Genomic DNA, 23,684 nt, shown 5'->3' on the forward strand with positions numbered 1-23,684 from the left:
GCCGTTCGTTACGGCCCCGTCGCTCGTCGGCACGCCGGCTCGATAGCCGCGCCCCAAGTCGGTTTCGCGACGCCCGCGCGACAATGGCGTGACGAGTCCCATTCCGGATCAAACTGCGCGAATGACAGCCGATGGTTGCCCCGGCGGCAAACGTTCCCTAACTGTTCGCGATGACCGCCATCACTCCCGAAGCGCCCGCAAATCTGGCCGATTACCCCTATTTGCGGACACTGAATCCCGCACAGCGCGAGGCGGTGCTGACCACCGATGGTCCGGTGCTGGTCCTGGCGGGGGCGGGCACGGGCAAGACGGCGGCGCTGACCGCGCGGCTCGCGCATCTGCTCTACACCCGCAAGGCCTGGCCGTCGGAGATCCTGTCGGTGACATTCACCAACAAGGCCGCGCGCGAAATGCGCGAGCGCGTCGGCCGGCTGGTCGGCGATGCGGTCGAGGGGATGCCGTGGCTGGGCACCTTCCACGCGATCGGTGCCAAGATGCTGCGCCGCCATGCCGAACTGGTCGGGCTGCAATCCAACTTCACCATCCTCGACACCGATGACCAGCTCCGGTTGCTCAAGCAGCTGATCGTCGCGGCGGACATCGACGAGAAGCGCTTTCCCGCGCGTGCGCTCGGCGGCCTGATCGACGAGTGGAAGAACAAGGGGCTGATCCCGGCGGATATCGATGCCGGCGAGGCCGAACGCTACGCCAATGGCCGGGGGGCCGAGCTGTACCGCCAATATCAGGAACGGCTGCGCAGCGTGAACGCCTGCGACTTCGGCGATCTGTTGCTCCACATGCTGACCATCCTGAAGACGCATCGCGACGTGCTGGAGCATTATCAGCAGCGTTTCCGCTACATCATGGTCGACGAGTATCAGGACACCAACAGCGTCCAGTATCTGTGGCTGCGGCTGCTGGCGCAGGCGCGCAAGAATATCGCCTGTGTCGGTGACGACGACCAGTCCATCTATTCCTGGCGCGGCGCGCAGGTGGAAAATATCCTGCGCTTCGAGCGTGATTTCCCGGGCGCGAAGGTCATCCGGCTGGAGCAGAATTATCGTTCCACGCCGCATATCCTGGGGGCCGCATCGGGCGTGATCGCCAACAATGGCGGGCGGCTTGGCAAGACCCTGTGGACCGAACTGGACGTGGGTGAGAAGGTCCGCGTGCTCGGCGTCTGGGACGGGCCGGAGGAGGCGCGGCGCGTCGGCGAGGAGATCGAGGCGGCGCGGCGGTCGGGCACCTCCTACGGCGACATCGCCATTCTCGTCCGCGCCCAGCACCAGACGCGCGAATTCGAAGACCGCTTCATCGCGATCGGCCTGCCCTATCGGATCGTCGGCGGCTTCCGCTTCTACGAGCGTGCCGAGATCCGCGATGCGCTGGCCTATCTGCGCGTCGTCAACCAGCCGTCCGACGATCTGGCGTTCGAGCGGATCGTCAACGTCCCCAAGCGCGGCTTGGGCGACAAGGCGCTGGCCAAGATCCATCAGTTGGCGCGTGCCGAGGGCATGCCGCTGACCATCGCCGCCGCGCGCATCCTGGATACCGACGAGCTGACGCCGCAGGCGCGGCGCAGCCTGGGCAATCTGATCGGCGACATCGCCCGTTGGCGCGATATGGCCGGCGATCTGCCCCATGCCGAGCTGGCGCGGCAGATGCTGGACGAGAGCGGCTATACCGCCATGTACCAGAATGAGAAATCGGCCGAGGCGGCGGGGCGTCTGGAAAACCTGTCCGAACTCGTCCGCGCGATGGAGGATTACGACTCGCTTGGCGCGTTCCTGGAGCATGTCTCGCTGGTGATGGACCGCGACGGCGATCGGCGCGAACCCGAAGTGACGATCATGACGATCCACGCCGCCAAGGGGCTGGAATTCGACACCGTGTTCCTGGCCGGCTGGGAAGAGGGACTGTTCCCCTCGCAGCGTGCGATCGACGAGGGCGGCACGCGCAGCCTGGAGGAGGAGCGGCGGCTCGCCTATGTCGCGATCACGCGGGCACGGCGAAAGGCAATCATCCTCCACGCGGCCAATCGGCGCATCTATGGCCAATGGACCTCCAGCCTGCCCAGCCGCTTCGTCGGGGAATTGCCGGCCGAGCATATCGAGAGCGAAACCAGTATGACCGGCGGCGAAAGCCTGTGGCGCGCCAACTGGTCGGAGCATGCCGATCCCTTCGCCAATGTCGGGCGGGGGACCGGGCGTGGTCCGGGGTGGCAGCGGGCGGCGGCCGGCCAGACCGCCGTACCGACACGCCCCGTGCGCGTCGTCGAGTCGCGCGCGCCGTCGGTCGGGCTGGGACAGAAGGGCCGCGACGATCTGACGGTCGGCGACCGGGTGTTCCACCAGAAGTTCGGCTATGGCGCGATCGCGGCGATCGAGGGCAACAAGCTGGAGATCGATTTCGAACAGGCGGGGCGCAAGCGGGTGATGGACAGCTTCGTCACCAAAAGCGTCGCCTGACCCTCAGCACCGTTCAGGAACCATATCGATTCGTGGCCGTATCGGTCTGGCCTGCCCGATCGTGCGGGCGCTGGAGGAAAAGATCGATGGGCTTTCGTCGCCTGGCCATCGCGACAGTCGCCACCGCCGTTACCATGACCGCCCTGCCCGCATCGGCGCAGACCGCCGCAGACGAGGCACGGTTCCGGGCGGCGCAGGCGCGTTTCGACCGGGAATATCAGATTTACCGGCAGGAAGTGGATCGGTATCAGGCGGAGCGCGGCCGGGGTTATTCGGATGCGGGTCCGGGCTATGACGATGGCTATCGCCCTGCCCCGCCGCCCCCGCCCCCGCCGCCAGCGGCCGGCCCCGGCGGCTACCGCGTAGCACCACCTGTCCCGGCGGACGGCTATGGCCCTGACGATCAGCCCTATTATGATCCGGTCGGCGATTACCGCGATGGGCCGCAATATCGCGAGCGCGTCCTACAGCCGCAGGACCGCGTCTATGCCGGGACCGATGGCCGCTATTATTGCCGGCGGTCGGACGGTACCACCGGCCTGATCATCGGGGGGGCGGCCGGCGGCGTGCTTGGCAATCTGGTCGGGGGCCGCAGCAGCACCATCGCCACCCTATTGGGGGCCGCCGGCGGCGCGCTGGCCGGGCGTTCGATCGACCAGAACCAAGTGCGCTGCCGTTGATTAGCCAGCCGGAGCCATCAGTGCCGACGCATTGATGGCTCCGGCCCGACCGCCGATCGGGCTAATCAGGCCGGCTCGACCATCATCAACGCGACGTTGCGATATTTCTCGGCATCGCGTTCGAACAGCGTGCTGAGCGCGAAACGGCGCGGGGTCAGGCGGAGTGCGCCCAGGCCCGCCAGCTTGAACGTGCCCATCTTTTCCTCGCGTGGCGGCTTGCCGTCCCGCTCGACAGTGGTCGCATCGACGTAAAGCTCGTCGTGGCGGGTGTAGATCACATGAGGCGCCAGCACCACTTCGCCGCGATTATACATGGCGGAGACGGCCTGCATCTTCACGATGGCCTCGAAAATGATGGCGGGAGCGCCCGCCGCCGGCTCAGCCGGACGGCGCTCGGTCGTCGACATATCGGTCATGCCCTGCATTTGCCCATCCTACCGCAACGCAGCAAGAACAATATTGTCCCATAGGGCAAGCGGCAAATGCCGGATGCGCCGTAACGCACCCGGCATCGCCACGTCAGCGCTTCGGCTGGTCCATCAGCTTCTGCGCGAAATAGACCATCTGCTGCGCACTCAGCCGCGCGCCCTGCGCGATGTCGGCATCGCCCGAATGGCCACCGGCCGTATCCTCATAGAAGAGATACGGGATGCCATATTCGGACAAGCGCGCGGCGAACTTGCGCGCATGCTGCGGCCCGACACGGTCGTCCTTGGTCGTGGTCCAGATATAGGGCTCAGGGTAGGCCACGCCCTTGCGGATATTCGCATAGGGCGAGATCTTGCGCAGGAAGGCCGCCTCCTCGGGCACGTCGACCGACCCATATTCGTCCTTCCACGAGTCGCCGGCGGCGATCTTCTGATAGCGGACCATGTCGAGCAGCGGCACCTGGATCGTCACCGCCTTCCACAGCTCGGGATGCTGGGTCAGCTCGACGCCCATCAGCAGTCCGCCGTTCGAGCCGCCATAGATGCCCAGCTTTTGCGGATTGGTGATCTTGCGGGTGAACAGGTCCTTCGCAACCGAAGCGAAGTCGTCATAGATGATCTGACGCTTCGTCTTGCGGCCCGCGTCATGCCATTTCGGCCCGAACTCGCCGCCGCCACGGATATTGGCAAGGACATAGGCCCCGCCCCGCTCAGTCCAGATCTTGCCGGTCGAGCCGAGATAGGTCGGCAGGCGCGCGATCTCGAACCCGCCATAGGCGGTCATCAGCGTCGGCGTGGTGCCGTCCAGCGTCGCGCCCTTGGGCAGGACGACGAAATACGGGATTTTCGTGCCGTCGGTGGAGGTCGCCTCATATTGATGGACGGTCGTCCCCGCCGCATCGAAGCGCGCGGGCAGCGTTTTCAGCACCTGCGGCGTGGCCGGCTGGCCAGCATCGAAGCGCGACAGCACGGTCGGCGTGGTGAAGCCTGCGGTCGACAGATAGACGATGTTCGACCGGTCGCTGGTGCTGACCACGTCGACCGCCATATTGTCCGGCACCTGCACGGCAGTCGCGGTCCAGCCATTGGCGCCCGGCGTGAAGACGCTCGCCCGGCCACGGACATTGTCGATATAGGTTACGACGACACGGTCCTTGGTCGTCGAGACGCCCTCGACCGCCTGCCGATCGGTCGGCGTGAACAGCGCGCGCGGCGTGATCCGCCCCGCCTCCAGTTCAGTCAGCGGTGCCCAGACGACCGAGCCCGCCGGATGCTCGCCCCAGGCATCACTGGTCTGGAAGACCACGCGGCCATCGACCATGCCCGACGGGAAGGCGCGCGCGGGCATCGCGATCGGCTTGGCCCCGCCCGCCGGCGTCCAAAACAGCTTGTCGCCGCCAAAGAAGGTCTTGCGCCGCTCGATCACGACGGCGCGGTTGCCCTTCGCATCGGTCAGCACGCCGGCATAGGTGCCCAGCTCGTCGGTCGGCGCCCCCCGGAAGACCTCGGTCGCCTGCGTCAGCGGCTGGCCGCGCTTCACCATCTTCACCACGAACGGGTAGCTCGACTTGGTCAGCGTGCCCTCACCCCAGTCGCGGCTGACGAGCAGCGTGTCCTTGTCCAGCCAGGCCGCGCCCTGCTTGGAGGTCGACAGGCGGAAGCCGTTGGGGACGAACGCCCCCGTCTCCATGTCGAATTCGCGATATTCGATCGCGTCCTCGCCGCCCTCCGACAGGGCGATCAGGCACAGCCGATCCTCGGGGCTGAGGCAGGTCAACCCCTTCCAGACCCACTTCTTGCCCTCCGCCTTGCTCAGCGCATCGAGGTCGAGCAGCGTCGTCCAGCGGGGATTGGCCGAGGCGTAATCGGCCTCGCTCGTCCAGCGCCAAATGCCCTGCGGATGATCGGAGTCGCGCCAGAAATTGACAATCCGGCCATAAAGCTGGCCGGGCATCGGGATGCGATCCTTGGCCGAGGCGATGGCCAGCGCCTCCTGGTAGAAGGTCTGATAGCGCGGGTCGTTCTGCAGGCGGGGCAGCGTCTTGGCATTCTCCGCCTCGACCCAGGCGAGCGCCTTGGCGCCGTCCTTGTCCTCCAGCCAGATATAGGGGTCGTTCTCCGTCACTGTATTCACCTGGGCCATTGCCGTTCCCATCATGAGCTGGCTGGCGAGCATCGATCCCGCCAACATCAACCGCCATCCCCGCATGTATCGAAGCTCCTTGGATCGTGAATGGCGCGAATGTGACTTCATCACGCGCCGCTGGCAATGCACCACGTCAGCCTTGTTGACGTGATGCGCGCCCGCGTGCGCCCTGTGCAGGCGTGGCGGGAACGGAACGGGCCATGGCCGCGCCCGTTCAGGCTGTTCCTTTCCCGATATGTCAGGAAATACCATGCCTTATCTGAAAACCCGCGACGGTACGGATATCTATGTCAAGGACTGGGGCGAAGGCCGCCCCGTCGTATTGTTGCATGGCTGGCCGCTGTCGGCGGACATGTGGGACGCGCAGATGATGGCCCTGGCCGAGGCGGGCTTCCGTGCCATCGCCTATGACCGGCGCGGCTTCGGTCGGTCGGGTCAGCCCTGGTCGGGCTATGATTATGACACGCTGGCCGACGATCTCGCCGATGTGCTGGAGGCGACGGGCGCTCGGGACGCGGCGGTCTTCGGCTTCTCGATGGGCGGTGGCGAGGTCGCGCGCTATATGAGCCGGCATGACGGCAAGGGCGTCGTCGCGGCCGGCCTGATCGCCTCGGTCGTACCCTATATGGCCAAGACCCCGGACAATCCCGATGGCACCGAGCAGTCGGTCTTCGACCAGATCACGCAGGGGTTGAAGGACGACCGTGCGCATTTCCTGCGCCACACCTTCTTCAAGCAGTTCTTCGGTGTCGGCTATATCTCCAGCCCGATCAGCGAGGAGATACTCGACTGGGCGACCAGCGTGGCGATGCAGGCCGGCCTCAAGCCGACCCTGGCATGCGCGGAGTCGTTCAGCCAGACCGACTTCCGCCCCGATCTTGCGGCGTTCCGCGTGCCGACGCTGGTCATCCACGGCACGGCCGACCAGACGGTGCCGATCGATGCCGCCGGTCGTGCGGCAGCGGCCGGGATCGCACAGTCCCAGCTCGTGGAATATGACGGCGCGCCGCATGGCCTGAACGTCACGCATAGCGATCGGCTGACCAGCGACATCCTGACCTTCCTGGGTCGCTGATACGGAAAGGGGGCGGCCTTCCCTCGGAAAGCCGCCCCTTTCAATAGGTTGCCGCAATTACTTCAGCGGGACGATCACCTCATCGGGATGGGCGACATTCAGTTCCTTGCGGACCATTTCGTCCACCATGTCCGGATTGGCGTGATCCGGGTCGAGAAGCGCGACGCGGTTTTTCAGAACCGTCCGCTTCTTGTCGAGCTGGGCATATTCATGCTCCCGCTTCACCAACTGGCGCTGATACTCGCCGTAAGCGAGCAGGCCGTTACGTCCCAGCACCGCATAGGCGCCGAAGAACGCGACGATCGTCAGGCCAAGCGCGGGCAAAGCGGCCCGCCGCATGGTGCGAATGAAAGGCGACGGCTTCTTGGTCACGGAACCCATTTTCGTACCGACGCCCTTCGATTTCAAGCGCGGATGAGAATATCGCGACCGGCATAGCGCGCCGAGTCACCCAGCTCTTCCTCGATACGGATCAGCTGGTTGTACTTGGCGAGCCGGTCCGACCGCGCGAGGCTGCCCGTCTTGATCTGGCCGCAGTTGGTGGCGACCGCCAGATCGGCGATGGTGGCGTCCTCGGTTTCGCCCGAACGGTGCGACATAACGGCGGTGTAGCGCGAACGCTGCGCCAGCGACACAGCCTCCAGCGTCTCGGTCAGCGTGCCGATCTGGTTGACCTTGACCAACAGCGAGTTGGCGTAGCCGCCGTCGATGCCCTGCTTCAGCCGCTTGGGGTTAGTGACGAACAGATCGTCGCCGACCAGCTGCACCTTGTCGCCGATCATGTCGGTCAGAGCCTTCCAGCCTTCCCAATCGTCCTCGGCCATGCCGTCCTCGATCGACAGGATCGGGTACTGGCGGGTCAGGTTGGCGAGATACTCAGCCATCTCATGGCTCGACAGGATCTTGCCCTCGCCCGAGATATTGTATTTGCCGTCCTTGAAGAACTCGGTCGCGGCGCAGTCGAGCGCGATCATGACGTCGTCGCCCGGCTTGTACCCGGCCTTCTCGACCGAGGCCATGATGAAGTCGAGCGCTTCGGTGGTCGAGGCGATGTTGGGGGCAAAGCCGCCCTCGTCACCCACGCCGGTCGCCAGACCCTTTTCGTGCAGCGCCTTCTTCAGCGTGTGGAAGATTTCCGAGCCGCAGCGGACGGCTTCCATGATGTTCGCCGCACCGACCGGCATGATCATGAATTCCTGGAAATCGATCGGGTTATCGGCATGTTCGCCGCCATTGATGATGTTCATCATCGGCACGGGCAGCAGATGCGCCGAAACGCCCCCGACATACTTATACAGCGGCAGGCCGCGCGCTTCGGCCGCTGCCTTGGCCGCCGCGAGGCTGACGCCCAGGATCGCGTTCGCACCCAGCCGGCCCTTGTTCTCGGTGCCGTCCAGCTCGATCATCGCGCGGTCGAGATCGGCCTGATCCTCGGCATCTATGCCCAGGATCTTGTCGGTGATCTCGTCATTGACCGCCTCGACCGCCGCCTCGACGCCCTTGCCCATCCATCGGCTCTTGTCGCCGTCGCGCTTCTCGACCGCCTCATGCGCGCCGGTCGACGCGCCCGAGGGCACAGCGGCACGGCCGAAGCTGCCGTCTTCGAGCAGCACGTCGACTTCGACGGTGGGGTTACCCCGGCTGTCCAGGATTTGACGCGCGTGGATGTCGATGATTGCGGTCACGTAACGATGCTCCTACATCAGCCTTGAAGGTCTCGGCCGCGCTCTATCGTGTGACCACGCGAAGGGCAATTGCGGGAAAAGCATGGAACCGTGCTTCCGTCGCCGGGGTTAAGAGGCGAACTGCCCGGTCCGCCGGGCCAAGAAGGAAAGGGATTGTCCCATGGCCGATACCGACAACACGTTTCCCCCGCAGCATGACACGACGCCGAATTTCGGCGGCCATGGCGGCGTCGCCCCTGAGGTCGCGGCGCCCACCGCATCCTTCGGCATCGGCAACAGCGCGACGCAGACCGCCACGGCGGACACGAAGGCTTCGACCATTTCCGACGCCAAGCAGACAGTGAAGGACGGGGCCGGCAAGTTCCAACAGCAGGCGGTCGACAAGGTCTATGCGCTGGCCGGCGACGGCAAGGCGAAGGCCGGCTCGGCGCTGGATCAGGTCGCCCAGCTGCTCAACGATGCGGCGGGTCAGGTCGATGAGAAGCTCGGCCAGCAATATGGCCAATATGCCCGCTCGGCGGCGGATGCGGTGAATTCCTTCTCCGGTTCGATCAAGGATAAGGATGTCGAGGAACTGCTCGACGACGCACGCGCCTTCGTGGCGAAGAGCCCGGCGATCGCCGTCGGGATCGCGGCAGCACTCGGCTTTGTCGTGGCCCGCGTGGTCCAGTCGGGTCTTGAGGGCCACGCGTCGGACAACGCCGCAGCGTGACCCGCGTGACCGCCCCCCTTTCGGCGACGTCGCCGGAACCGGAGACCCTGACCTCGCTGGTCTCGCAGCTGGTCGATGACGGCCGGTCGTTCATCGCGGCAGAGATCGACCTGGCGAAGGCGCGGGCGTCCGACAAGGTCTCGCGCTATCGCAGCGCGGCGACGTTCTTTGCCATCGCCGGCGTGCTGGCGCTGGCCGCGTTGATCGCGTTCCTTGTCGGCCTGATCATGGCGTTGGCGCCGTTGGTGGGGCCGCTGGGATCGACCTTGATCGTGGTCGGCGCGGTGCTGCTGATCGCCGGTATCCTGGCGATGGTCGGCAAGTCGCGTTTGTCGGGAGGGCAGGCATGACCGTCTCCGAAGCCGAACTGCGGGCCGCCGAGGCGCGTGAGCGGATGAACCAGACGGCCGCACGCATCCAGGCGCGGTTGGAGCCGCAGGCCCTGGCCGCGCAGGCCAAGGAAGTCAGCCTGTCCGCCGCCAAGTCGGGGATCGACAGCGCCAGGAACAACCCCGCTGCCGTCGCCGGTGGCGTGGCAGTGCTGGGATTGTTCCTCAATCGTCGGCGGATCGCCCGCCTGTTCAAGCGCAAGTGATTTGGCCTGCCGACCGGCAAATCAAGGTCGGCAATAGTCCAGGAGGATGACCGCAATGACCATCGAAACCACGCACACCACGCTCGACGCCGATCAGCAGAATGGTCGCATCCGCGAAACGCTGGCGCAGGGCCGCGAGACCGCGTCGCACGCCCTTCACGACGCCAAGGAAAAGGCCGCTGACGTCGCGCACAAGACCGCGCAGACGATCGAAGCCAATCCGCTCGGCATTCTGGTCGGCGGTCTGGCGGTCGGCGTCCTCGCCGGCGCGCTGATCCCGCGCAGCGCCCGCGAAAAGGAAGTCCTCGCCCCGCTCGGCAAGAAGCTTGGTGAGACGGTCCGTCAGGCGGCGCAGGCCGCCCGCGAGACGGGCCTGCGCGAACTGGAGGAGGCCGGCCTGACCAAGGGCGCGGCGAAGGACCGTGCGAAGTCGTTGTTGGACGACGTCGTCAAGGTCGCGAGCAATGCCGGTTCGGCCGCCGCCAAGGCTGCGACCAACAAGTCGACCATCTAAATCGAGATGGCGTTTGACGCTGACGGGCGCTGAACGCGAACCGTTTCAAAAAGCCCCCTCATCGTCCCGCCGGGATGCTGCGGGGGCTTTTTTCGTGCCCGCTCCATCGGACAATCACCGGTGGATAAGCGTTTACCGCTGCTTGCGGGGTGATCGGCAGGTTTCTACCAATAGGTCTTCTCTGACCGAACGGGAAATCCGCTTGCGCCTTCTGCCTCTCGCTGCCCTGCTCTCCTCCCTGTCGCTTCCCGCCATGACCGCGCCGGTTTTGGCCCAGGCCCTGCCTCCCGCTCCGCCCCAGCCGGGTGACGGCCCCGAAGACGCGCGGCTCAAGCGGCTTTTCCATGAGAGCGACGAAGCCAGCCTCGCGCGCAATCCGATCAACGGCATCTTCCGGGGGGATATGCGCCGCGCCGATCAGGTCGGCGATTTTTTTTCCGACCGCTATATCGCGGCCGAACGCGCGGCCGCGCAAAAGGATATGGCGGAGCTGGGTCGGATTGACCGTGCCAAGCTGACCCCGACCGATCAGATCGCCTATGACGTATTCCGCAACCAGACCGAGATGTCGCTAAAAGGTCTGGACCCGGCCATCGTCGCGCTGACGATCGTGCGGCCGATGGATCATTTCTATGGCATCCAGACCTTCTATCCCGAATTCGCTTCGGGTCAGGGCGCCGCACCTTTCAATACGGTGGTCGATTACGAGAACAACCTGAAGCGCAACGTCGAATATGCCCGGCTGCTCGACGAAGCGATCGGTCGCTTTCGACAGGGTATGAAGAGCGGCGTCGTCCAGCCCAAGCTGGTCGTTCGCAACATGATCACGCAGTTCGACAATCTGCTGGCGGGCAAGCCGGAGGAGTCGACCTTCTATGCGCCGGTCAAGAAATTTCCCGCCGCCATTCCGGCCGCCGACCGCACCCGGCTGACCGCCGCCTATGCGACGCAGATCCGCGACGTGATTATCCCCGCCCAGCGCCGGATGCGCGATTTCCTCGCCACGACCTATCTGCCCGCCGCGCGCGACAGCGTCGGCCTGTCGGGCATGCCGGGCGGTGCGAAGCTCTATGCCTATCTCATTGAGCAGAACACGACGCTGCCGCTTCAGGCCGAGGCGGTCCACCAGCTCGGTCTGTCGGAGGTCGCGCGCATCCTGAAGGCGATGGAGGTCCAGAAGCAGGCGGTCGGCTTTAAGGGCAGCCTGCCCGAATTCTTCACCTTCCTGCGCACCGATACGCAGTTCCAGCCCAAATCGGCGCAGCAGCTGCGTGAAGGCTATGAAGCGATCGGCCGCCGTGTCGATGCGCGTATCCGCGAGCAATTCTCGCTGATCCCGAAGACCGCGCTCGAAATCCGGCCCGTCCCCGCCTTCAAGGAAAAGACCGACGCCGGCGGCTCCTATCAGGGCGGCACGCCTGATGGCTCACGGCCGGGTGCCTTCTATTACAATACCTATGACCTGCCGTCGCGCTACATGTGGGAGATGGAGACGCTGTATCTGCACGAAGCGGTGCCGGGCCATCATTTCCAGATCAGCCTGGCGCAGGAGAATGCCGCGCTGCCCGCCTTCATGCGCTTCGGCGGCAATACCGCCTATGCGGAAGGCTGGGCGCTCTATGCCGAGACGCTGTGGCCCGAACTGGGCATGGAGACCGATCCCTATCAGCGGATGGGCGGGCTGAATGACGAGATGCTGCGCGCGATGCGGCTGGTCGTCGACACCGGCATCCATGCCAAGGGTTGGACCCGCGATCAGGCGATCGACTATATGCTCGTCAATTCGCCGATGGCGCGGACCGACGCGACCGCCGAGGTCGAGCGCTATATCGCCATTCCGGGCCAGGCGCTGGCCTATAAGATCGGTCAGCTGACGATCAGCCGGGTGAAGGCGAAAGCGCAGGCCGAACTGGGTGCCAAGTTCGATCCGCGCCGCTTCCACGCCGAAATCCTCGATACCGGCGCACTGCCGATGCCGGTGCTGGAGCAGAAGATCGACGCGTGGATCGCGGCCGAAAAGCGCCGCGCCTGAACGCGCATGGGAGGGGCCGGCCGGCCTCTCCCTCAAGCGTCAGGGAACGTGACGTTTTTCCAGTTTCCGCGCGAGCGTGCGGCGGTGCATCCCCAGCCGCCGTGCGGTTTCCGAGATGTTGAAGTTGGTGTCGGCCAGCGTCTCGTTGATCCGCTCCCACTCCAGCGTCTTGATGGAACTGGGCCGGTCGGTGATCGCCGTCGTCGCATCGCCGCTCGCCTTGTGAAAGGCAGCCTCGATGTCGTCGGTGTTGGACGGCTTGGCGAGATAATGGCAGGCCCCCAGCTTGATCGCCTCCACCGCCGTGGCGATGCTGGCGAAGCCGGTCAGCACGACGATCAGCATTTCGGGATCATGCGCGTGCAGTGTCTGAACACAGGCGAGGCCCGAGGCTTGCCCGAGTTTCAGGTCGACGACCGCGTAACGCGGGGTCATCTCCGCCAGGACCGCGATCAGCGCATCGGGGCTGTTGGCGACGCGGACGTCATAGCCGCGCCGCTCGAACGACCGCTGGAGCGTGCGGGCGAAGGTGTCGTCATCCTCGACAATTATCAGCGAGCGCTCGCCGTCCATCATCTCTTCCGATCCGTCATGCCGATCATACCCAGAGGTAGGGTCAACGTCACCGTCGCGCCACCCTCGGGCCGGTTCTTCGCCTCGATGCGACCGCCCAGCTTGCGCACGACGCTCGACACCAGGAACAGGCCCACGCCATGCCCCTCGCCCTTCGTCGATTGCTGCGGCCGACCGACCTGCGCCAGCGTTGCGGGGGTGAAGCCGGGGCCGCGATCGGAAACCCGGATCGCCACCGTATCCCCCTCGCGCGTCACGCTCAGCCCGACGCCGCGCGGCGATGCCTCGGCGGCATTGTCGAGCACGTTCCAGACCGCCTGCTTGATCGCCGGGTCCGAGACGATCGGGGCATCGTCCTCGGTCCGAGTATAGTCGAACGGGACCTGGGCATGGGTTGCGCGCCATTCGCCGACGATGGCGTCGATGAACAGGCCGACCTCCGACTGCTCGGCCGCCTCGCCACGTGGCTCGCCGGCCGATTGCAGGATGCGGGTGACGATCGCCTTGCAGCGCTGGACCTCCGCCTGCATCTCGGCGATCTCGCCCATCAGTTCGGCATCGTCGCGCAGGCGGGGCATGCGGCGCCAGTCGCTGAGGATCACCGACAGGCTGGCGAGCGGCGTACCCAGTTCGTGCGCCGCGCCCGAGGCGAGCAGGCCCATGCGGACGATATGATCCTCCTCGGAGGCCTGTTGTCGGAAGTCGGCGATGCGTGCCGCGTTCTGGCGGAGATTCTCGCTGATCCGCGTGACGAACAGGATCAGCAACCCCGCGACGATCGCGAAGCCCAGCCAATTGCCCAGCGTATGCAGCCCGGCAATGTCCCCGAACAACCAGGGAGGAAAGGCCAGTGGGCGATGGTGCAACGACAACAGTCCGAAGCAGATGCCGGTGATCCCGGCCAGGGCCCAGGCGGACCATGTCTCGAGCAGGACCGCGCCGAGCACGACCTGGATCAAATAGAGCGAGATGAACGGATTGGTCGCGCCGCCCGACAGGAACAGCTGCAGCGTCAGCGTGCCGACGTCGAACATCAGCGCGAACAGCAGCTCGGTATTGGTGATGCGGTGGAAGCGGAGCCGGAAATGGCTCAGCAGGTTGATCGCGACCGCCATCGCCAGGACGCCCATCATCGCGGCGATGGGCAGTTGCACCCCCATGACGCGATTGACGAACAGGATCGTCACCAGCTGGCCCGCCACCGCCATCCAGCGCAGATGGATGAGCTGGCGCATATTGGCGGTGCCGGCGGTCGCATCGGGTTCGCGCGGCCGGACGGTGAACGGCAGATAGGGCGGCGCTGCGGTCATCGCTCGCGGCCGGGCCGCCACACGATGACCAACCCGACGACCGTCAGGATCGCCAGCCCGAACCAGGTCAGCGCATAGGACAAATGGCTGTTGCGGAAGCTGACGACGGTCAGCCCCCCGACGGGATAACCGCCGGGGTTCGGCGTGGCATCGGCATCGATGAAATAGGGAGCGACGGGGCCAAGCTCCTTGGCGGTGGCGATGGCCGCCACGTCGCGCGAATACCAGCGATCGGCGGCGGGATCGTTCGAGCGCAGGAAGCCGCCGCCCGGTTCGCTGACCCGCACCAGCCCGGTGACCGTGACGGGGCCGGAGGGGCGATCATGATCCGCCCGCTTTTCCGCCGGGACATAGCCGCGATTGACGAGGATGGTGAAGCGCGGGCCGACCAGCGGCGTCATGACCCAATAGCCCGGCCCACGCTCGGTCACGGCCTGAACAAAGGTTTCGCGGTCGTTACGGAACGTGCCTCGTACGGTCACGCGGCGATAGACATCGGCCGAACTGGCTGTCGGGGGGGCTGCGACCGGCGGGGCGTCAAGCCGCGCATTCACCGTCGCGATCAGATCGAGCTTCCAGAGGCGGCGATGAAGCTGCCACACGCCCAGGGAAATGAAGCCCGCGATCAGCGCCAGGCCGATCGCGGTCAGGATGACCGGCATCAGCGGCGAGCGGTCCCGCCGCCCGCCTCCGATGCCCGTCCCGGCCATTACATGCCGCCGCCCATTTGGGCGGCCATGTCCGGCATCATGTTGGTGTTCATGTGATACATGACCCAGATCGATCCGCTCAGCGTGATGACGACCAGCACGGCGGTAAACACCAGCGCCATCATCGTCCAGCCGCCTTCCGACTTGGTGTTCATGTGCAGGAAGAAGATCATGTGGACGACGATCTGCACGAACGCCAGCGCCATGATGACCAGCGCGGTCGTCTGGGTATCACCCAGGCCGCCGGTCATCACCGCCCAGAACGGGATCGCGGTCAGGATCACCGATAGCACGAACCCGATCATGTAGCCCTTCATCGAGCCGTGACCATGGGTGTCGCCATGCGAATGGAGGTCGTGGTCCAGGTTGGCGTGATCGCCATGACCATGGGGAGGATGAGCGCTCAACGGAGAACTCCCAGCAGATAGACAAAGGTGAAGACACCGATCCAGACGACGTCCAGGAAGTGCCAGAACATCGACAGGCACATCAGGCGGCGCTTGTTCGCCTCCAGCAGGCCGAAGCGGCCGACCTGCACCATCAGCGTGACCAGCCAGATGATGCCGAAGGTAACGTGCAGACCGTGCGTGCCGACCAGCGTGAAGAAGGACGACAGGAAAGCCGAACGCTGCGGCGTCGCACCCTCATGGATGAGATTGGCGAATTCGTAGAGTTCGATCGACAGGAAGGCGAGACCGAACAGGCCGGTGATCGCCAGCCAGATCTGCACCTGCGCCTTCTGGTTCTTCTCCATCGCGATCATGGCGAAGCCATAGGTGATCGACGACAGCAGCAGCATCGAGGTGTTGAGCGCGACGAGCGGGAGTTCGAAAATCTCCCGCGGCGTCGGCCCGCCGGCGTAGCTGGTGCCGAGCACGCCGTAGGTGGCGAACAGGATCGCGAAGATGAGGCAGTCGCTCATCAGATACATCCAGAAGCCGATGGCGGTCGAGCCACCGGATTCGTGATGATGATCCTCGTCCTCGACCAGATAATAGGTCGGGTTCTTGGCCGGATCGGCGCTCAGAACATCAGTCGACATGGATCAGGCTCCCTGCCCGAGCAGACGACGCCGCTCGTTTTCCGTTGCCACGACCTCATCGACGGGGATGTAGTAATCGCGGTCATAATTGAACGTGTGCCAGATGGCGACGACGATGACACCGATCAGGCCGAAGGCAGCGAGCCACCACATGTACCAGATCATGCCGAAGCCGGCAGCGGTCGACAGTGCGGCGATGATCACGCCGGTGCCCGTGTTCTTGGGCATGTGGATCGGACGATAGCCCTCCACCGGCGCCTGTGCCTTCTTGTCCTTCATGTCGTACCAGGCATCCAGTTCGTGGATGACGGGCGTGAAGGCGAAGTTGTACTGCGGCGGCGGCGACGAGGTCGCCCATTCCAGCGTGCGGCCGTCCCAGGGATCGCCGGTCACGTCGCGCAGCTCTTCCTTCTTCCAGATCGACACGCCGATCTGAACCAGGAAGGCACCGATACCGCCCGCGATCATCAGCGCACCGAACAGCGCGACGATGAAGAGGGGCTGGAGCGACGGGTCCTCGAAGTGGTGCAGACGACGGGTCACGCCCATGAAGCCCAGGATGTAGAGCGGCGTGAAGGCGACCCAGAAGCCGATGACCCACAGCCAGAACGACACCTTGCCCCAGAACTCGTTGAGCTTGAACCCGAAGGCCTTGGGCCACCAGTAGTTGATCGCGGCAAAGGCACCGAACAGCACGCCACCGATGATCACGTTGTGGAAGTGCGCGATCAGGAACAGCGAGTTGTGCAGCACGAAGTCGGCGGGCGGAACGGCCAGCAGAACGCCGGTCATGCCACCGATGGTGAAGGTCAGCATGAACGCGATGGTCCACATCATCGGCAGTTCGAACCGGATGCGCCCCTTGTACATGGTGAACAGCCAGTTGAAGATCTTCGCCCCCGTCGGGATCGAGATCACCATGGTGGTGATGCCGAAGAACGAGTTGACGCTGGCGCCCGAACCCATGGTGAAGAAGTGGTGCAGCCATACCAGGTACGACAGGATCGTGATCACGATCGTGGCGTAGACCATCGAGGTATAGCCGAACAGACGCTTGCCCGAGAAGGTCGAGGTGACTTCCGAGAACACGCCGAACAGCGGCAGGATCAGGATGTAGACCTCCGGGTGGCCCCAGATCCAGATCAGGTTCACGTACATCATCGGGTTGCCGCCGAGATTGTTCGTGAAGAAATTGGTGCCGACATAACGGTCGAGCGACAGCAGGACGAGCGTGGCGGTCAGCACGGGGAAGCTGGCGACGATCAGGACGTTCGCGCACAGCGAGGTCCAGCAGAACACCGGCAGCTTCATCATGGTCATGCCCGGCGCGCGCATCTTGATGATGGTCGCGATCAGGTTGATGCCCGACAGGGTCGTACCGACGCCGGCCACCTGAAGTGCCCAGATATAATAGTCGACACCGACATCCGGACTGAAGTCCAGCTCCGACAGCGGCGGGAAGGCCAGCCAGCCGGTCCGCGCGAACTCACCGATGAACAGCGAGGCCATCACCAGCACCACACCGCCCGCGGTCATCCAGAAGCTCAGATTGTTGAGATACGGGAAGGACACGTCGCGCGCGCCGATCTGGAGCGGGATGATATAGTTCATCAGGCCGGTGATGATCGGCATCGCCACGAAGAAGATCATGATGACGCCGTGGGCGGTGAACACCTGATCATAGTGGTGCGAATTCAGGAAGCCCTGATTGTCGCCGAACGCGATCGCCTGCTGCCCGCGCATCATCAGCGCGTCGGCAAAGCCGCGCAGCAGCATCACGATGCCCAGGATCATGTACATGATGCCGATGCGCTTGTGGTCGACCGTGGTGAACCACTCCTTCCAGAGATAGCCCCACAGCTTGAACTTGGTGATGAGCGCCAGCACCGCGAGACCGCCGACCGCGACACCCAGGAAGGTGCCGACGACGATGGGCTCGTGGATCGGTAGCGATTCGAACGACAGGCGTCCGAAAATGGTCTTTAATGTCTGATCCATGATGGCGTGCCTCAGCCGCGACCCGCACCGGCATGACCTAGGGTCTGCGGGCCGGGGGTCTGCGGGATGGAAAGGAAGGACATACGGCGGTTCTTCATGTCACCCGGCTGCTGCACGCCGTTCGACGGCAGCGGCTCCTTGCTCTGGTGCGGCGAGGTCTGGATTTCCTCGGGCGACTTTTCGAGCGCACCCTTGGTCCGCTCACCGTGCATCGGGCCGGTATTGTTGACGGGCGGATTGCCCTCGCCGACCTTCATCTCATGCGGGTCGCCGCCACCGGTCATCCGGTCGTGCATCATCACGTCGGACATGCAGGGCGTGTTCTCGGCGACGCAGCGATTGACGACGCGGTCGAACAGGCCGTTCTGCACGCCGCTGAAATACATGGCGGGCACATATTCGCTCGGCTTTTCGACGGTCAGGAACGACGCGCGGGTCAGCGGACCCTGGCCCTTGCCCTGCCCGGCCTGCGAGCTGCGGACCTTTTCGACCCACTGGTCGAAACCGCTCGACTGCATGGCATAGACGGGGAAGTGCATGCCCGAGAAGCCCGCGCCGCTATAGTGCGACGACAGCCCCTTGAACGTGCCCTCGCGGTTCAGCGCCGCGTGCAGCCTCGTCTCCATGCCGGGCATGGTGTAGATCATGCCGGCCATCGCGGGGATGTAGAAGGCGTTCATCACCGAGGTGCCGGTCAGGCGGAACTCAACCGGACGGTCGACCGGCAGCGCCAGTTCGTTGACCGTGGCGATGCCCTGTTCGGGCAGGATGAACAGCCATTTCCAGTCGAGCGCGACTACCTGCACCTGCAGCGGCTTGACGCTCGCCGCCACCGGCTGGCCGGGGGCGGTCCGCTCGATCGGGCGATAGGGGTCGAGCAGATGGGTGCTCGTCCAGGTCACCGCACCCAGACAGATGATGATCAGCAGCGGCGCCGACCAGATGACCAGCTCCAGCATGGTGGAGTGGTCGAACTCCGGATCATATTCGGCGTCCGTATTGCTCTTGCGATAGCGCCACGCGAACAGCACCGTCAGCGCCATCACCGGAATGATGATGAGCAGCATCAGGGCCGTCGCGATCAGCACCAGATCGCGTTGCTGCACGGCGACGTCACCGGCAGGGTTGAGCACGACCGCGTCGCATCCCCCCAGCATGGCCAGGAGGGGCAAGGCGGCCCAGCGAAGAGGGCGCAGGCGCGCAAGGCTCGACGAATGAGACATATGGCATGGGCCGCTACGCCTTTGCTGCACCTGCGCACATTGGACAGTTTGTCCAATCCCCGCCGGCCGGGGAATGGCGCATAGGCGCAGCACAATGGCGGTTCTGCGCGGTCATTTTGCGCCGCAACCGAACCGCTGACAGGAACATGCAAGAAGTCAGGACTGGCAGCCGATGAGCGCAGAGTTAACCGCATCGACCTCGACGCCCCTTGAGCGGGACGCGCGGCTGGTCAATGCCCGCGATCCGCACCATGTCGCGCCGGGCGATATCGCCATCGGCGTCATCATCGGGCGTACCTCGGAATTTTTCGACTTCTTCGTGTACGCCATCGCCTCGGTGCTGGTGTTCCCGTCGCTGATCTTCCCCTATGTCGATGCGCTGACCGGCACGATCTATTCGTTCGCGCTGTTCTCGCTGGCGTTCATCGCGCGGCCGATCGGCACCTTTATCTTCATGGCGGTCGACCGCAATCTGGGCCGCGGGGTCAAGCTGACCATCGCATTGTTCCTGCTCGGCGGTTCGACCATGGCGATCGCCTTCCTGCCCGGTTATGCACAGATCGGCACGTCGGCGGCGGTGCTGCTGGGCATTTTCCGCATCATGCAGGGCCTGGCGCTGGGCGGCGCCTGGGACGGCCTGCCCTCGCTGCTGTCGCTGAACGCGCCGGAGCGTCGTCGCGGCTGGTATGCGATGATCCCGCAGCTGGGCGCACCGCTCGGCCTGCTGGTCGCCAACGGCCTGTTCGCCTTCTTCCTGACGACGCTCAGCACCGCCGATTTCCTCGACTGGGGCTGGCGCTATCCGTTCTTCGTGGCGTTCGCGATCAATGTCGTGGCGCTCTTCGCCCGGCTTCGCATCGTCGCGACCCCGGAATTCCAGCGCATGTTCGAGAGCCGCGAGCTTCAACCCGCGCCGGTCGGCGAGACACTGCGCACCGAAGGTCGCACCGTCATCCTCGGCGCCTTCGCGCCGCTCGCCAGCTTCGCGATGTTCCACATCGTGACCGTGTTCCCGCTGTCCTGGGTCGTCCTGTTCAACAAGGAACAGCCGCAGGACTTCATGATGATCGAGATCATCGGCAGCATCGTCGGCGTTCTCGCCATCCTGGCGTCGGGCAAGATCGCCGACCGCGTCGGCCGCCGCACGCTGCTGGGCTTCTCCGCCGCCGCGATCGCGGCTTATGCGGGCTTCGCGCCGCAGCTGCTCGACAATGGTGGCACCGGTGAGACGATCTACATCGTGCTGGGCTTCCTGCTACTCGGCCTGGGCTTCGGCCAGTCGTCGGGCGTTATCAACTCGGGCTTCTCGCCGCTGCGTCGCTATACGGGTGCGGCGATCACGTCCGACCTCGCCTGGCTGATCGGTGCGGGCTTCGCGCCGCTGGCCGCGCTGCTGCTGTCGAGCAATTTCGGCCTGTTGTCGGTCGGCGCCTATCTGCTGTCGGGTGCGGTCTGCACGCTGGCAGCGCTGGGCATCAACAAGGAGCTGGCGAAGCGCTCGGCCTGAGCGGACGCCCGCTATCGCGAACGAAGCGGCCGGCGGGGCGACTCGCCGGCCGTTTTGTTTCTGTTCACCGCCATTCCTACATGGGCGATGCAAAGCCCTGTGTCGGGCAGCGGTAACGGGAGACGAGATGATGAACGCAAAGCCATGGATGGCCAGGGCCGTGATCGGCGCGATGGCCCTGGGGGCGGCAGGCACCGCCGATGCGCGGGTGCCGGCGGGCGTTTGGGCCAATCCCTCCAACAGCGTCCAGGTACGTTTCGCTCCGTGCGGACGCGGTCAGGATGCCCAGCTAATGTGCGGCACGGTCATCTGGGCCAATGAACAGGCCAAGGCCGATGCGGCGCGCGGCGGATCGGATCGCTTGGTCGGCACGCGGCTGTTCACCGATTTCGAGGAGGAAGAGCCCGGGCGCTGGGCCGGAACCGTCTTCATCCCCGACATCGGCCGCGAGGTCGAAGGCACCATCACCCAGGTCGATGCGAAGACGCTGGTCGGCGAAGGCTGTCTGTTCGGCGGGCTGGGCTGTCGCCAGCAGCGCTGGCGGCGGGTCAAATAAGCGACGGACGCGGGAACCCTGGGCGGCTTTCCGCGTCCCCGATGTCGCAATCGCATGAGAAAGGACGATCATGGCGGACGACGCGTTGACGGTGGTGAAGGGTACGCTGGAGGATAATGTCGCCGACAAGCAGGTCGAGTTCGTCGGCGAGATCGAAGGCGAGGAATATCAGTTCGCCGTCCAGTATGACGTCCTCGAAGCGCTGAGCGGCGACGTGCCCGACGACGACGCCCTGGAGCTGTTCGAACGCTATTCGGACGACATCCTAGAGGCGGCGCTGACCGCGCTCGGCCGCGATATGGAGCAGTCGCTGGTCGTCGTCAGCGAGAATGATCTCGACTGATCAGCCGCCGAACAGGCGATCGATCTGCTGCGCAAGCTCGGCGAGGGTATAGGGCTTGCGCAGCAGGGCGAAGCCATGGCTGCCCTCGTCGGCGATCACCTGGCTATAGCCGCTGGTCAGCAGGATCCGCAGGTCCGGATATGTCCGGGCGATGTCGTGGGCGAAGTCGATGCCGGACTGGCCGGGCATCATGACATCCGAGAAGACGAGGTCGAAGCGGGCGGCATCAGCCTTCAGCTCCTCCATCGCCATCGCGGCGTTGGTGGCGATCACCGTGCGACAGCCCAGCGTCCGTAGCGCCTCCACGGCGAATTGACCCACCTCGATATTGTCCTCGACGATCAGGACGCAGAGGTCCGATCGCTTGGCCATGTCGATCGCGCGCAGCCCGTTGTCGACGCTGGGCTGGCCATGGCTTTGCGGCAGGATCAGCGTGAAGGTCGCGCCCTGTCCCGGCTGGCTGACGACCCGGACGTCGCCGCCGGATTGGCGCGCGAAGCCGAACACCTGGCTCAGCCCCAGCCCGGTGCCCGCACCCAGTTGCTTGGTGGTGAAGAAGGGCTCGAAAATCTGTTCGAGCCGGTCGGCCGGGATGCCCTCTCCGGTATCCGTGATGGCGATGTGCACCTGATCCGTCCCGTACGGACCGATGGCGGGTGCGATGCGGATGGTCAGCGTCCCCTGCCCCGCCATCGCGTCCCGCGCGTTGACCGCCATGTTGACGATGGCGGTGTCGAGCTGGCTGCGATCGACATGGGCGAAGCACGGTATTTCGGGCTGTTCGATGACGAGCCTGATGCCCGGGCCCGACAGGGTATGAATCATGTCGGTCAGGGTCAGGATGCTGGCGCCGACATCGATGATCTCGGGCGTCAGCGGTTGCCGCCGCGCGAACGCCAGCAGCTGCGCGGTCAATTTGGCGGCGCGGTCGGCGGCATCGGCGATGGCATTGATCTGACGCTGGCGGCGTTCGGCCGAGAAATCGTCGCGGCGGAGCAGATCGATCGAGCCGCGAATGACGGTGAGCAGATTGTTGAAGTCATGCGCGACCCCACCGGTCAACTGGCCGATCGCTTCCAGCTTTTGCGCCTGACGCAATTGCTCTTCGGTCTGGCGCAGCGCGTCCTCGGCCGCCTTTTGCTGGGTGATGTGGCGACCGACCGCGAACACCTCGCAACCATGGGCGGCGCCGACCCAGGAGATCCATTCGTGATGGCCGTCGGCATGACGCATCCGCACTTCGTTGCGCGCCACGCGGCCCTCCAGCGACCGCGACAGCGCCCGCTGCGCGACGGGCAGGTCGTCGTCATGGATGAAATCCATGATCGAAACACCGAGCAGCGCCTCGGCACCATAGCCCAACAGATCACGCCATGCGGGATTGGCCCGGTGGATGCGCCCATCCTGATCGACCACGGTCAGAAGGTCGGGGGAGACATCCCACATCCGGTCGCGCTCGGCGGTCCGCTCGACGACACGCTGTTCGAGGGTGACGTTGAGCGCGCGCAACTCCTCCAGCGCGTCGGACAATTGCGCCTGGCTGTCGTGCAGCGCCGCATCGGCCACCACACGCGCCGTCGTCTCGTTGGTGAAGATGAACAGGCCGGCCACCCCACCCATCGCATCGAGGACGCGCGAATAGGAAAAGGTCCAATAGGTCAGCGCTTCGCCCCGGTCGGTGCCGAGCTTCCAGGGCAGGTCGACGAAACGCTGCGTCCGCCCGGCCAGCGCATCGTCGATGATCGGCCGCGCCTGATCCAGCGCCTCGGCCCAGACCTCGTCGAACCTTGCGCCCATCGCCCAGGACAGGCGGGGGCCGAGCAGCGGGAAATAGGTCTCATTGAAGAAGAAATGCAGGTCCGGCCCCCAGGCCAGGATCATCGACTCCGGCGAGTTCAGAACCAGGCTCAGCGCGATGCGAAAGGCGTCGGGCCATGTTTCAGGCGGACCGAAGGGGTGATCGGTCCAGTCCCGATCGAGGATCAGTTGCGTGGCCGCGCCGCCCCCTTCGAGGAATGCCAATTGCGGGGGGAGCTTTTCGGCCGTCATCGGCCGGCTGTTAGCAATGTGCGGAACGCTCCGCCACC

Annotated in this window: 24 protein-coding genes; 12 read left to right on the forward strand and 12 right to left on the reverse strand. The window is 65.0% G+C overall.

The window, feature by feature from the left end; all coding sequences use genetic code 11:
* Positions 1-170 precede the first annotated feature (170 nt).
* Both GGR48_RS05510 and GGR48_RS05515 read left to right on the forward strand, forming a co-directional pair.
* Entirely contained in the window at positions 171-2,468 is a 2,298-nt protein-coding gene (locus GGR48_RS05510) for an ATP-dependent helicase (protein ID WP_183950878.1), read from the forward strand.
* A gap of 86 nt (positions 2,469-2,554) precedes the next feature.
* Positions 2,555-3,148, forward strand: a complete 594-nt coding sequence (locus GGR48_RS05515; protein WP_240455973.1) for a glycine zipper 2TM domain-containing protein — start codon at positions 2,555-2,557, stop codon at positions 3,146-3,148.
* A 65-nt stretch (positions 3,149-3,213) separates the two neighbouring features.
* Here GGR48_RS05515 and GGR48_RS05520 read toward each other — a convergent pair whose 3' ends face one another.
* Together GGR48_RS05520 and GGR48_RS05525 are read right to left on the reverse strand one after the other, a co-directional pair.
* The gene (locus tag GGR48_RS05520) at positions 3,214-3,573 is read right to left on the reverse strand and encodes a hypothetical protein (RefSeq protein ID WP_420854050.1); all 360 of its coding nucleotides are present in this window, start codon (positions 3,571-3,573) and stop codon (positions 3,214-3,216) included.
* A gap of 94 nt (positions 3,574-3,667) precedes the next feature.
* The gene (locus tag GGR48_RS05525) at positions 3,668-5,785 is read right to left on the reverse strand and encodes a prolyl oligopeptidase family serine peptidase (RefSeq protein ID WP_183950879.1); all 2,118 of its coding nucleotides are present in this window, start codon (positions 5,783-5,785) and stop codon (positions 3,668-3,670) included.
* Here GGR48_RS05525 and GGR48_RS17915 point away from each other — a divergent pair.
* Both GGR48_RS17915 and GGR48_RS05530 read left to right on the forward strand, forming a co-directional pair.
* Positions 5,733-5,873 (forward strand): hypothetical protein, encoded by a 141-nt coding sequence (locus GGR48_RS17915; RefSeq protein ID WP_206362460.1) that lies wholly within the window; start codon positions 5,733-5,735, stop codon positions 5,871-5,873. The two genes, GGR48_RS05525 and GGR48_RS17915, sit on opposite strands and share 53 nt — an antisense overlap.
* 99 nt (positions 5,874-5,972) lie before the next feature.
* Entirely contained in the window at positions 5,973-6,797 is an 825-nt protein-coding gene (locus GGR48_RS05530; protein WP_183950880.1) for an alpha/beta fold hydrolase, read from the forward strand.
* A gap of 57 nt (positions 6,798-6,854) precedes the next feature.
* Here the strand turns inward: GGR48_RS05530 and GGR48_RS05535 are convergent, their stop codons facing one another.
* Positions 6,855-7,169 carry an FtsB family cell division protein gene (locus tag GGR48_RS05535; RefSeq protein ID WP_409786992.1) on the reverse strand — a complete coding sequence of 105 codons (315 nt, stop codon included), beginning with the start codon at positions 7,167-7,169 and terminating at the stop codon, positions 6,855-6,857.
* A 32-nt stretch (positions 7,170-7,201) separates the two neighbouring features.
* Entirely contained in the window at positions 7,202-8,482 is a 1,281-nt protein-coding gene (eno, locus tag GGR48_RS05540) for a phosphopyruvate hydratase (RefSeq protein ID WP_183950881.1), read from the reverse strand.
* 160 nt (positions 8,483-8,642) lie between these two features.
* Here eno and GGR48_RS05545 point away from each other — a divergent pair, with 160 nt between their 5' ends.
* The 5 genes from GGR48_RS05545 to GGR48_RS05565 all read left to right on the forward strand — a co-directional run bounded on the left by GGR48_RS05545 (position 8,643) and on the right by GGR48_RS05565 (position 12,335).
* Positions 8,643-9,194 (forward strand): hypothetical protein, encoded by a 552-nt coding sequence (locus tag GGR48_RS05545; protein ID WP_183950882.1) that lies wholly within the window; start codon positions 8,643-8,645, stop codon positions 9,192-9,194.
* Positions 9,195-9,199: 5 nt separating this feature from the next.
* Positions 9,200-9,544: a phage holin family protein gene (locus GGR48_RS05550; protein WP_183950883.1), complete on the forward strand. Its 345-nt coding sequence runs from the start codon at positions 9,200-9,202 to the stop codon at positions 9,542-9,544.
* On the forward strand, positions 9,541-9,789 hold the full coding sequence (locus GGR48_RS05555) for a phosphatase (RefSeq protein ID WP_183950884.1): 249 nt from the start codon (positions 9,541-9,543) through the stop codon (positions 9,787-9,789). Before GGR48_RS05550 ends, GGR48_RS05555 begins: the two co-directional genes overlap by 4 nt.
* 55 nt (positions 9,790-9,844) lie before the next feature.
* Positions 9,845-10,303 carry a hypothetical protein gene (locus GGR48_RS05560; protein WP_240455972.1) on the forward strand — a complete coding sequence of 153 codons (459 nt, stop codon included), beginning with the start codon at positions 9,845-9,847 and terminating at the stop codon, positions 10,301-10,303.
* Between the two features lie 253 nt (positions 10,304-10,556).
* Positions 10,557-12,335: a DUF885 domain-containing protein gene (locus GGR48_RS05565; RefSeq protein ID WP_240455971.1), complete on the forward strand. Its 1,779-nt coding sequence runs from the start codon at positions 10,557-10,559 to the stop codon at positions 12,333-12,335.
* A gap of 39 nt (positions 12,336-12,374) precedes the next feature.
* Here GGR48_RS05565 and GGR48_RS05570 read toward each other — a convergent pair whose 3' ends face one another.
* From GGR48_RS05570 to cyoA, 7 genes are read right to left on the reverse strand one after another with little or no spacing between them, the layout of a single operon-like run.
* On the reverse strand, positions 12,375-12,908 hold the full coding sequence (locus GGR48_RS05570; RefSeq protein ID WP_183950985.1) for a response regulator transcription factor: 534 nt from the start codon (positions 12,906-12,908) through the stop codon (positions 12,375-12,377).
* Entirely contained in the window at positions 12,908-14,218 is a 1,311-nt protein-coding gene (locus tag GGR48_RS05575; protein ID WP_183950887.1) for an ATP-binding protein, read from the reverse strand. The genes GGR48_RS05570 and GGR48_RS05575 overlap by 1 nt, the downstream gene beginning before the upstream one ends.
* Positions 14,215-14,928 (reverse strand): SURF1 family protein, encoded by a 714-nt coding sequence (locus tag GGR48_RS05580; RefSeq protein WP_183950888.1) that lies wholly within the window; start codon positions 14,926-14,928, stop codon positions 14,215-14,217. Before GGR48_RS05580 ends, GGR48_RS05575 begins: the two co-directional genes overlap by 4 nt.
* On the reverse strand, positions 14,928-15,335 hold the full coding sequence (gene cyoD / locus GGR48_RS05585) for a cytochrome o ubiquinol oxidase subunit IV (protein ID WP_183950889.1): 408 nt from the start codon (positions 15,333-15,335) through the stop codon (positions 14,928-14,930). Before cyoD ends, GGR48_RS05580 begins: the two co-directional genes overlap by 1 nt.
* Positions 15,332-15,970 (reverse strand): cytochrome o ubiquinol oxidase subunit III, encoded by a 639-nt coding sequence (gene cyoC, locus GGR48_RS05590; protein ID WP_183950890.1) that lies wholly within the window; start codon positions 15,968-15,970, stop codon positions 15,332-15,334. The genes cyoD and cyoC overlap by 4 nt, the downstream gene beginning before the upstream one ends.
* 3 nt (positions 15,971-15,973) lie before the next feature.
* On the reverse strand, positions 15,974-17,968 hold the full coding sequence (cyoB, locus tag GGR48_RS05595; RefSeq protein WP_183950891.1) for a cytochrome o ubiquinol oxidase subunit I: 1,995 nt from the start codon (positions 17,966-17,968) through the stop codon (positions 15,974-15,976).
* A gap of 11 nt (positions 17,969-17,979) precedes the next feature.
* A complete protein-coding gene (cyoA, locus tag GGR48_RS05600; protein ID WP_183950986.1) occupies positions 17,980-19,125 on the reverse strand; it encodes a ubiquinol oxidase subunit II in 1,146 nt (381 codons plus the stop codon).
* A 238-nt stretch (positions 19,126-19,363) separates the two neighbouring features.
* On the opposite strand from cyoA, the gene GGR48_RS05605 reads away from it, so the two are divergent.
* From GGR48_RS05605 to GGR48_RS05615, 3 genes are all read left to right on the forward strand, one after another.
* Positions 19,364-20,698 carry an MFS transporter gene (locus GGR48_RS05605; protein ID WP_183950892.1) on the forward strand — a complete coding sequence of 445 codons (1,335 nt, stop codon included), beginning with the start codon at positions 19,364-19,366 and terminating at the stop codon, positions 20,696-20,698.
* A gap of 130 nt (positions 20,699-20,828) precedes the next feature.
* On the forward strand, positions 20,829-21,254 hold the full coding sequence (locus tag GGR48_RS05610; protein WP_240455970.1) for a DUF2147 domain-containing protein: 426 nt from the start codon (positions 20,829-20,831) through the stop codon (positions 21,252-21,254).
* A 70-nt stretch (positions 21,255-21,324) separates the two neighbouring features.
* Positions 21,325-21,597, forward strand: a complete 273-nt coding sequence (locus GGR48_RS05615; RefSeq protein WP_183950893.1) for a DUF1488 family protein — start codon at positions 21,325-21,327, stop codon at positions 21,595-21,597.
* On the opposite strand, the gene GGR48_RS05620 is transcribed toward GGR48_RS05615, so the two are convergent.
* The gene (locus GGR48_RS05620) at positions 21,598-23,646 is read right to left on the reverse strand and encodes a hybrid sensor histidine kinase/response regulator (RefSeq protein ID WP_183950894.1); all 2,049 of its coding nucleotides are present in this window, start codon (positions 23,644-23,646) and stop codon (positions 21,598-21,600) included.
* Between the last annotated feature and the right edge of the window lie 38 nt (positions 23,647-23,684).

It is taken from the genome of Sphingomonas pseudosanguinis, from assembly GCF_014196255.1.
GTDB classification, from domain to species: domain Bacteria; phylum Pseudomonadota; class Alphaproteobacteria; order Sphingomonadales; family Sphingomonadaceae; genus Sphingomonas; species Sphingomonas pseudosanguinis.

Bases quoted from the DNA above. Each gene is read 5' to 3' on its own strand.
- GGR48_RS05560 (WP_240455972.1), top strand. From the start codon at position 9,845: ATGACCATCGAAACCACGCACACCACGCTCGACGCCGATCAGCAGAAT.
- GGR48_RS05545 (WP_183950882.1), top strand. From the start codon at position 8,643: ATGGCCGATACCGACAACACGTTTCCCCCGCAGCATGACACGACGCCG.
- GGR48_RS05525 (WP_183950879.1), bottom strand. From the start codon at position 5,785: ATGCGGGGATGGCGGTTGATGTTGGCGGGATCGATGCTCGCCAGCCAG.
- GGR48_RS05570 (WP_183950985.1), bottom strand. From the start codon at position 12,908: ATGGACGGCGAGCGCTCGCTGATAATTGTCGAGGATGACGACACCTTC.
- GGR48_RS05605 (WP_183950892.1), top strand. From the start codon at position 19,364: ATGAGCGCAGAGTTAACCGCATCGACCTCGACGCCCCTTGAGCGGGAC.
- cyoA (WP_183950986.1), bottom strand. From the start codon at position 19,125: ATGCTGGGGGGATGCGACGCGGTCGTGCTCAACCCTGCCGGTGACGTC.
- GGR48_RS05530 (WP_183950880.1), top strand. From the start codon at position 5,973: ATGCCTTATCTGAAAACCCGCGACGGTACGGATATCTATGTCAAGGAC.
- GGR48_RS05610 (WP_240455970.1), top strand. From the start codon at position 20,829: ATGAACGCAAAGCCATGGATGGCCAGGGCCGTGATCGGCGCGATGGCC.
- GGR48_RS17915 (WP_206362460.1), top strand. From the start codon at position 5,733: ATGAGCTGGCTGGCGAGCATCGATCCCGCCAACATCAACCGCCATCCC.
- GGR48_RS05555 (WP_183950884.1), top strand. From the start codon at position 9,541: ATGACCGTCTCCGAAGCCGAACTGCGGGCCGCCGAGGCGCGTGAGCGG.
- GGR48_RS05565 (WP_240455971.1), top strand. From the start codon at position 10,557: ATGACCGCGCCGGTTTTGGCCCAGGCCCTGCCTCCCGCTCCGCCCCAG.
- GGR48_RS05520 (WP_420854050.1), bottom strand. From the start codon at position 3,573: ATGCAGGGCATGACCGATATGTCGACGACCGAGCGCCGTCCGGCTGAG.
- GGR48_RS05515 (WP_240455973.1), top strand. From the start codon at position 2,555: ATGGGCTTTCGTCGCCTGGCCATCGCGACAGTCGCCACCGCCGTTACC.
- GGR48_RS05510 (WP_183950878.1), top strand. From the start codon at position 171: ATGACCGCCATCACTCCCGAAGCGCCCGCAAATCTGGCCGATTACCCC.
- cyoB (WP_183950891.1), bottom strand. From the start codon at position 17,968: ATGGATCAGACATTAAAGACCATTTTCGGACGCCTGTCGTTCGAATCG.
- GGR48_RS05620 (WP_183950894.1), bottom strand. From the start codon at position 23,646: ATGACGGCCGAAAAGCTCCCCCCGCAATTGGCATTCCTCGAAGGGGGC.
- GGR48_RS05580 (WP_183950888.1), bottom strand. From the start codon at position 14,928: ATGGCCGGGACGGGCATCGGAGGCGGGCGGCGGGACCGCTCGCCGCTG.
- GGR48_RS05575 (WP_183950887.1), bottom strand. From the start codon at position 14,218: ATGACCGCAGCGCCGCCCTATCTGCCGTTCACCGTCCGGCCGCGCGAA.
- GGR48_RS05615 (WP_183950893.1), top strand. From the start codon at position 21,325: ATGGCGGACGACGCGTTGACGGTGGTGAAGGGTACGCTGGAGGATAAT.
- cyoC (WP_183950890.1), bottom strand. From the start codon at position 15,970: ATGTCGACTGATGTTCTGAGCGCCGATCCGGCCAAGAACCCGACCTAT.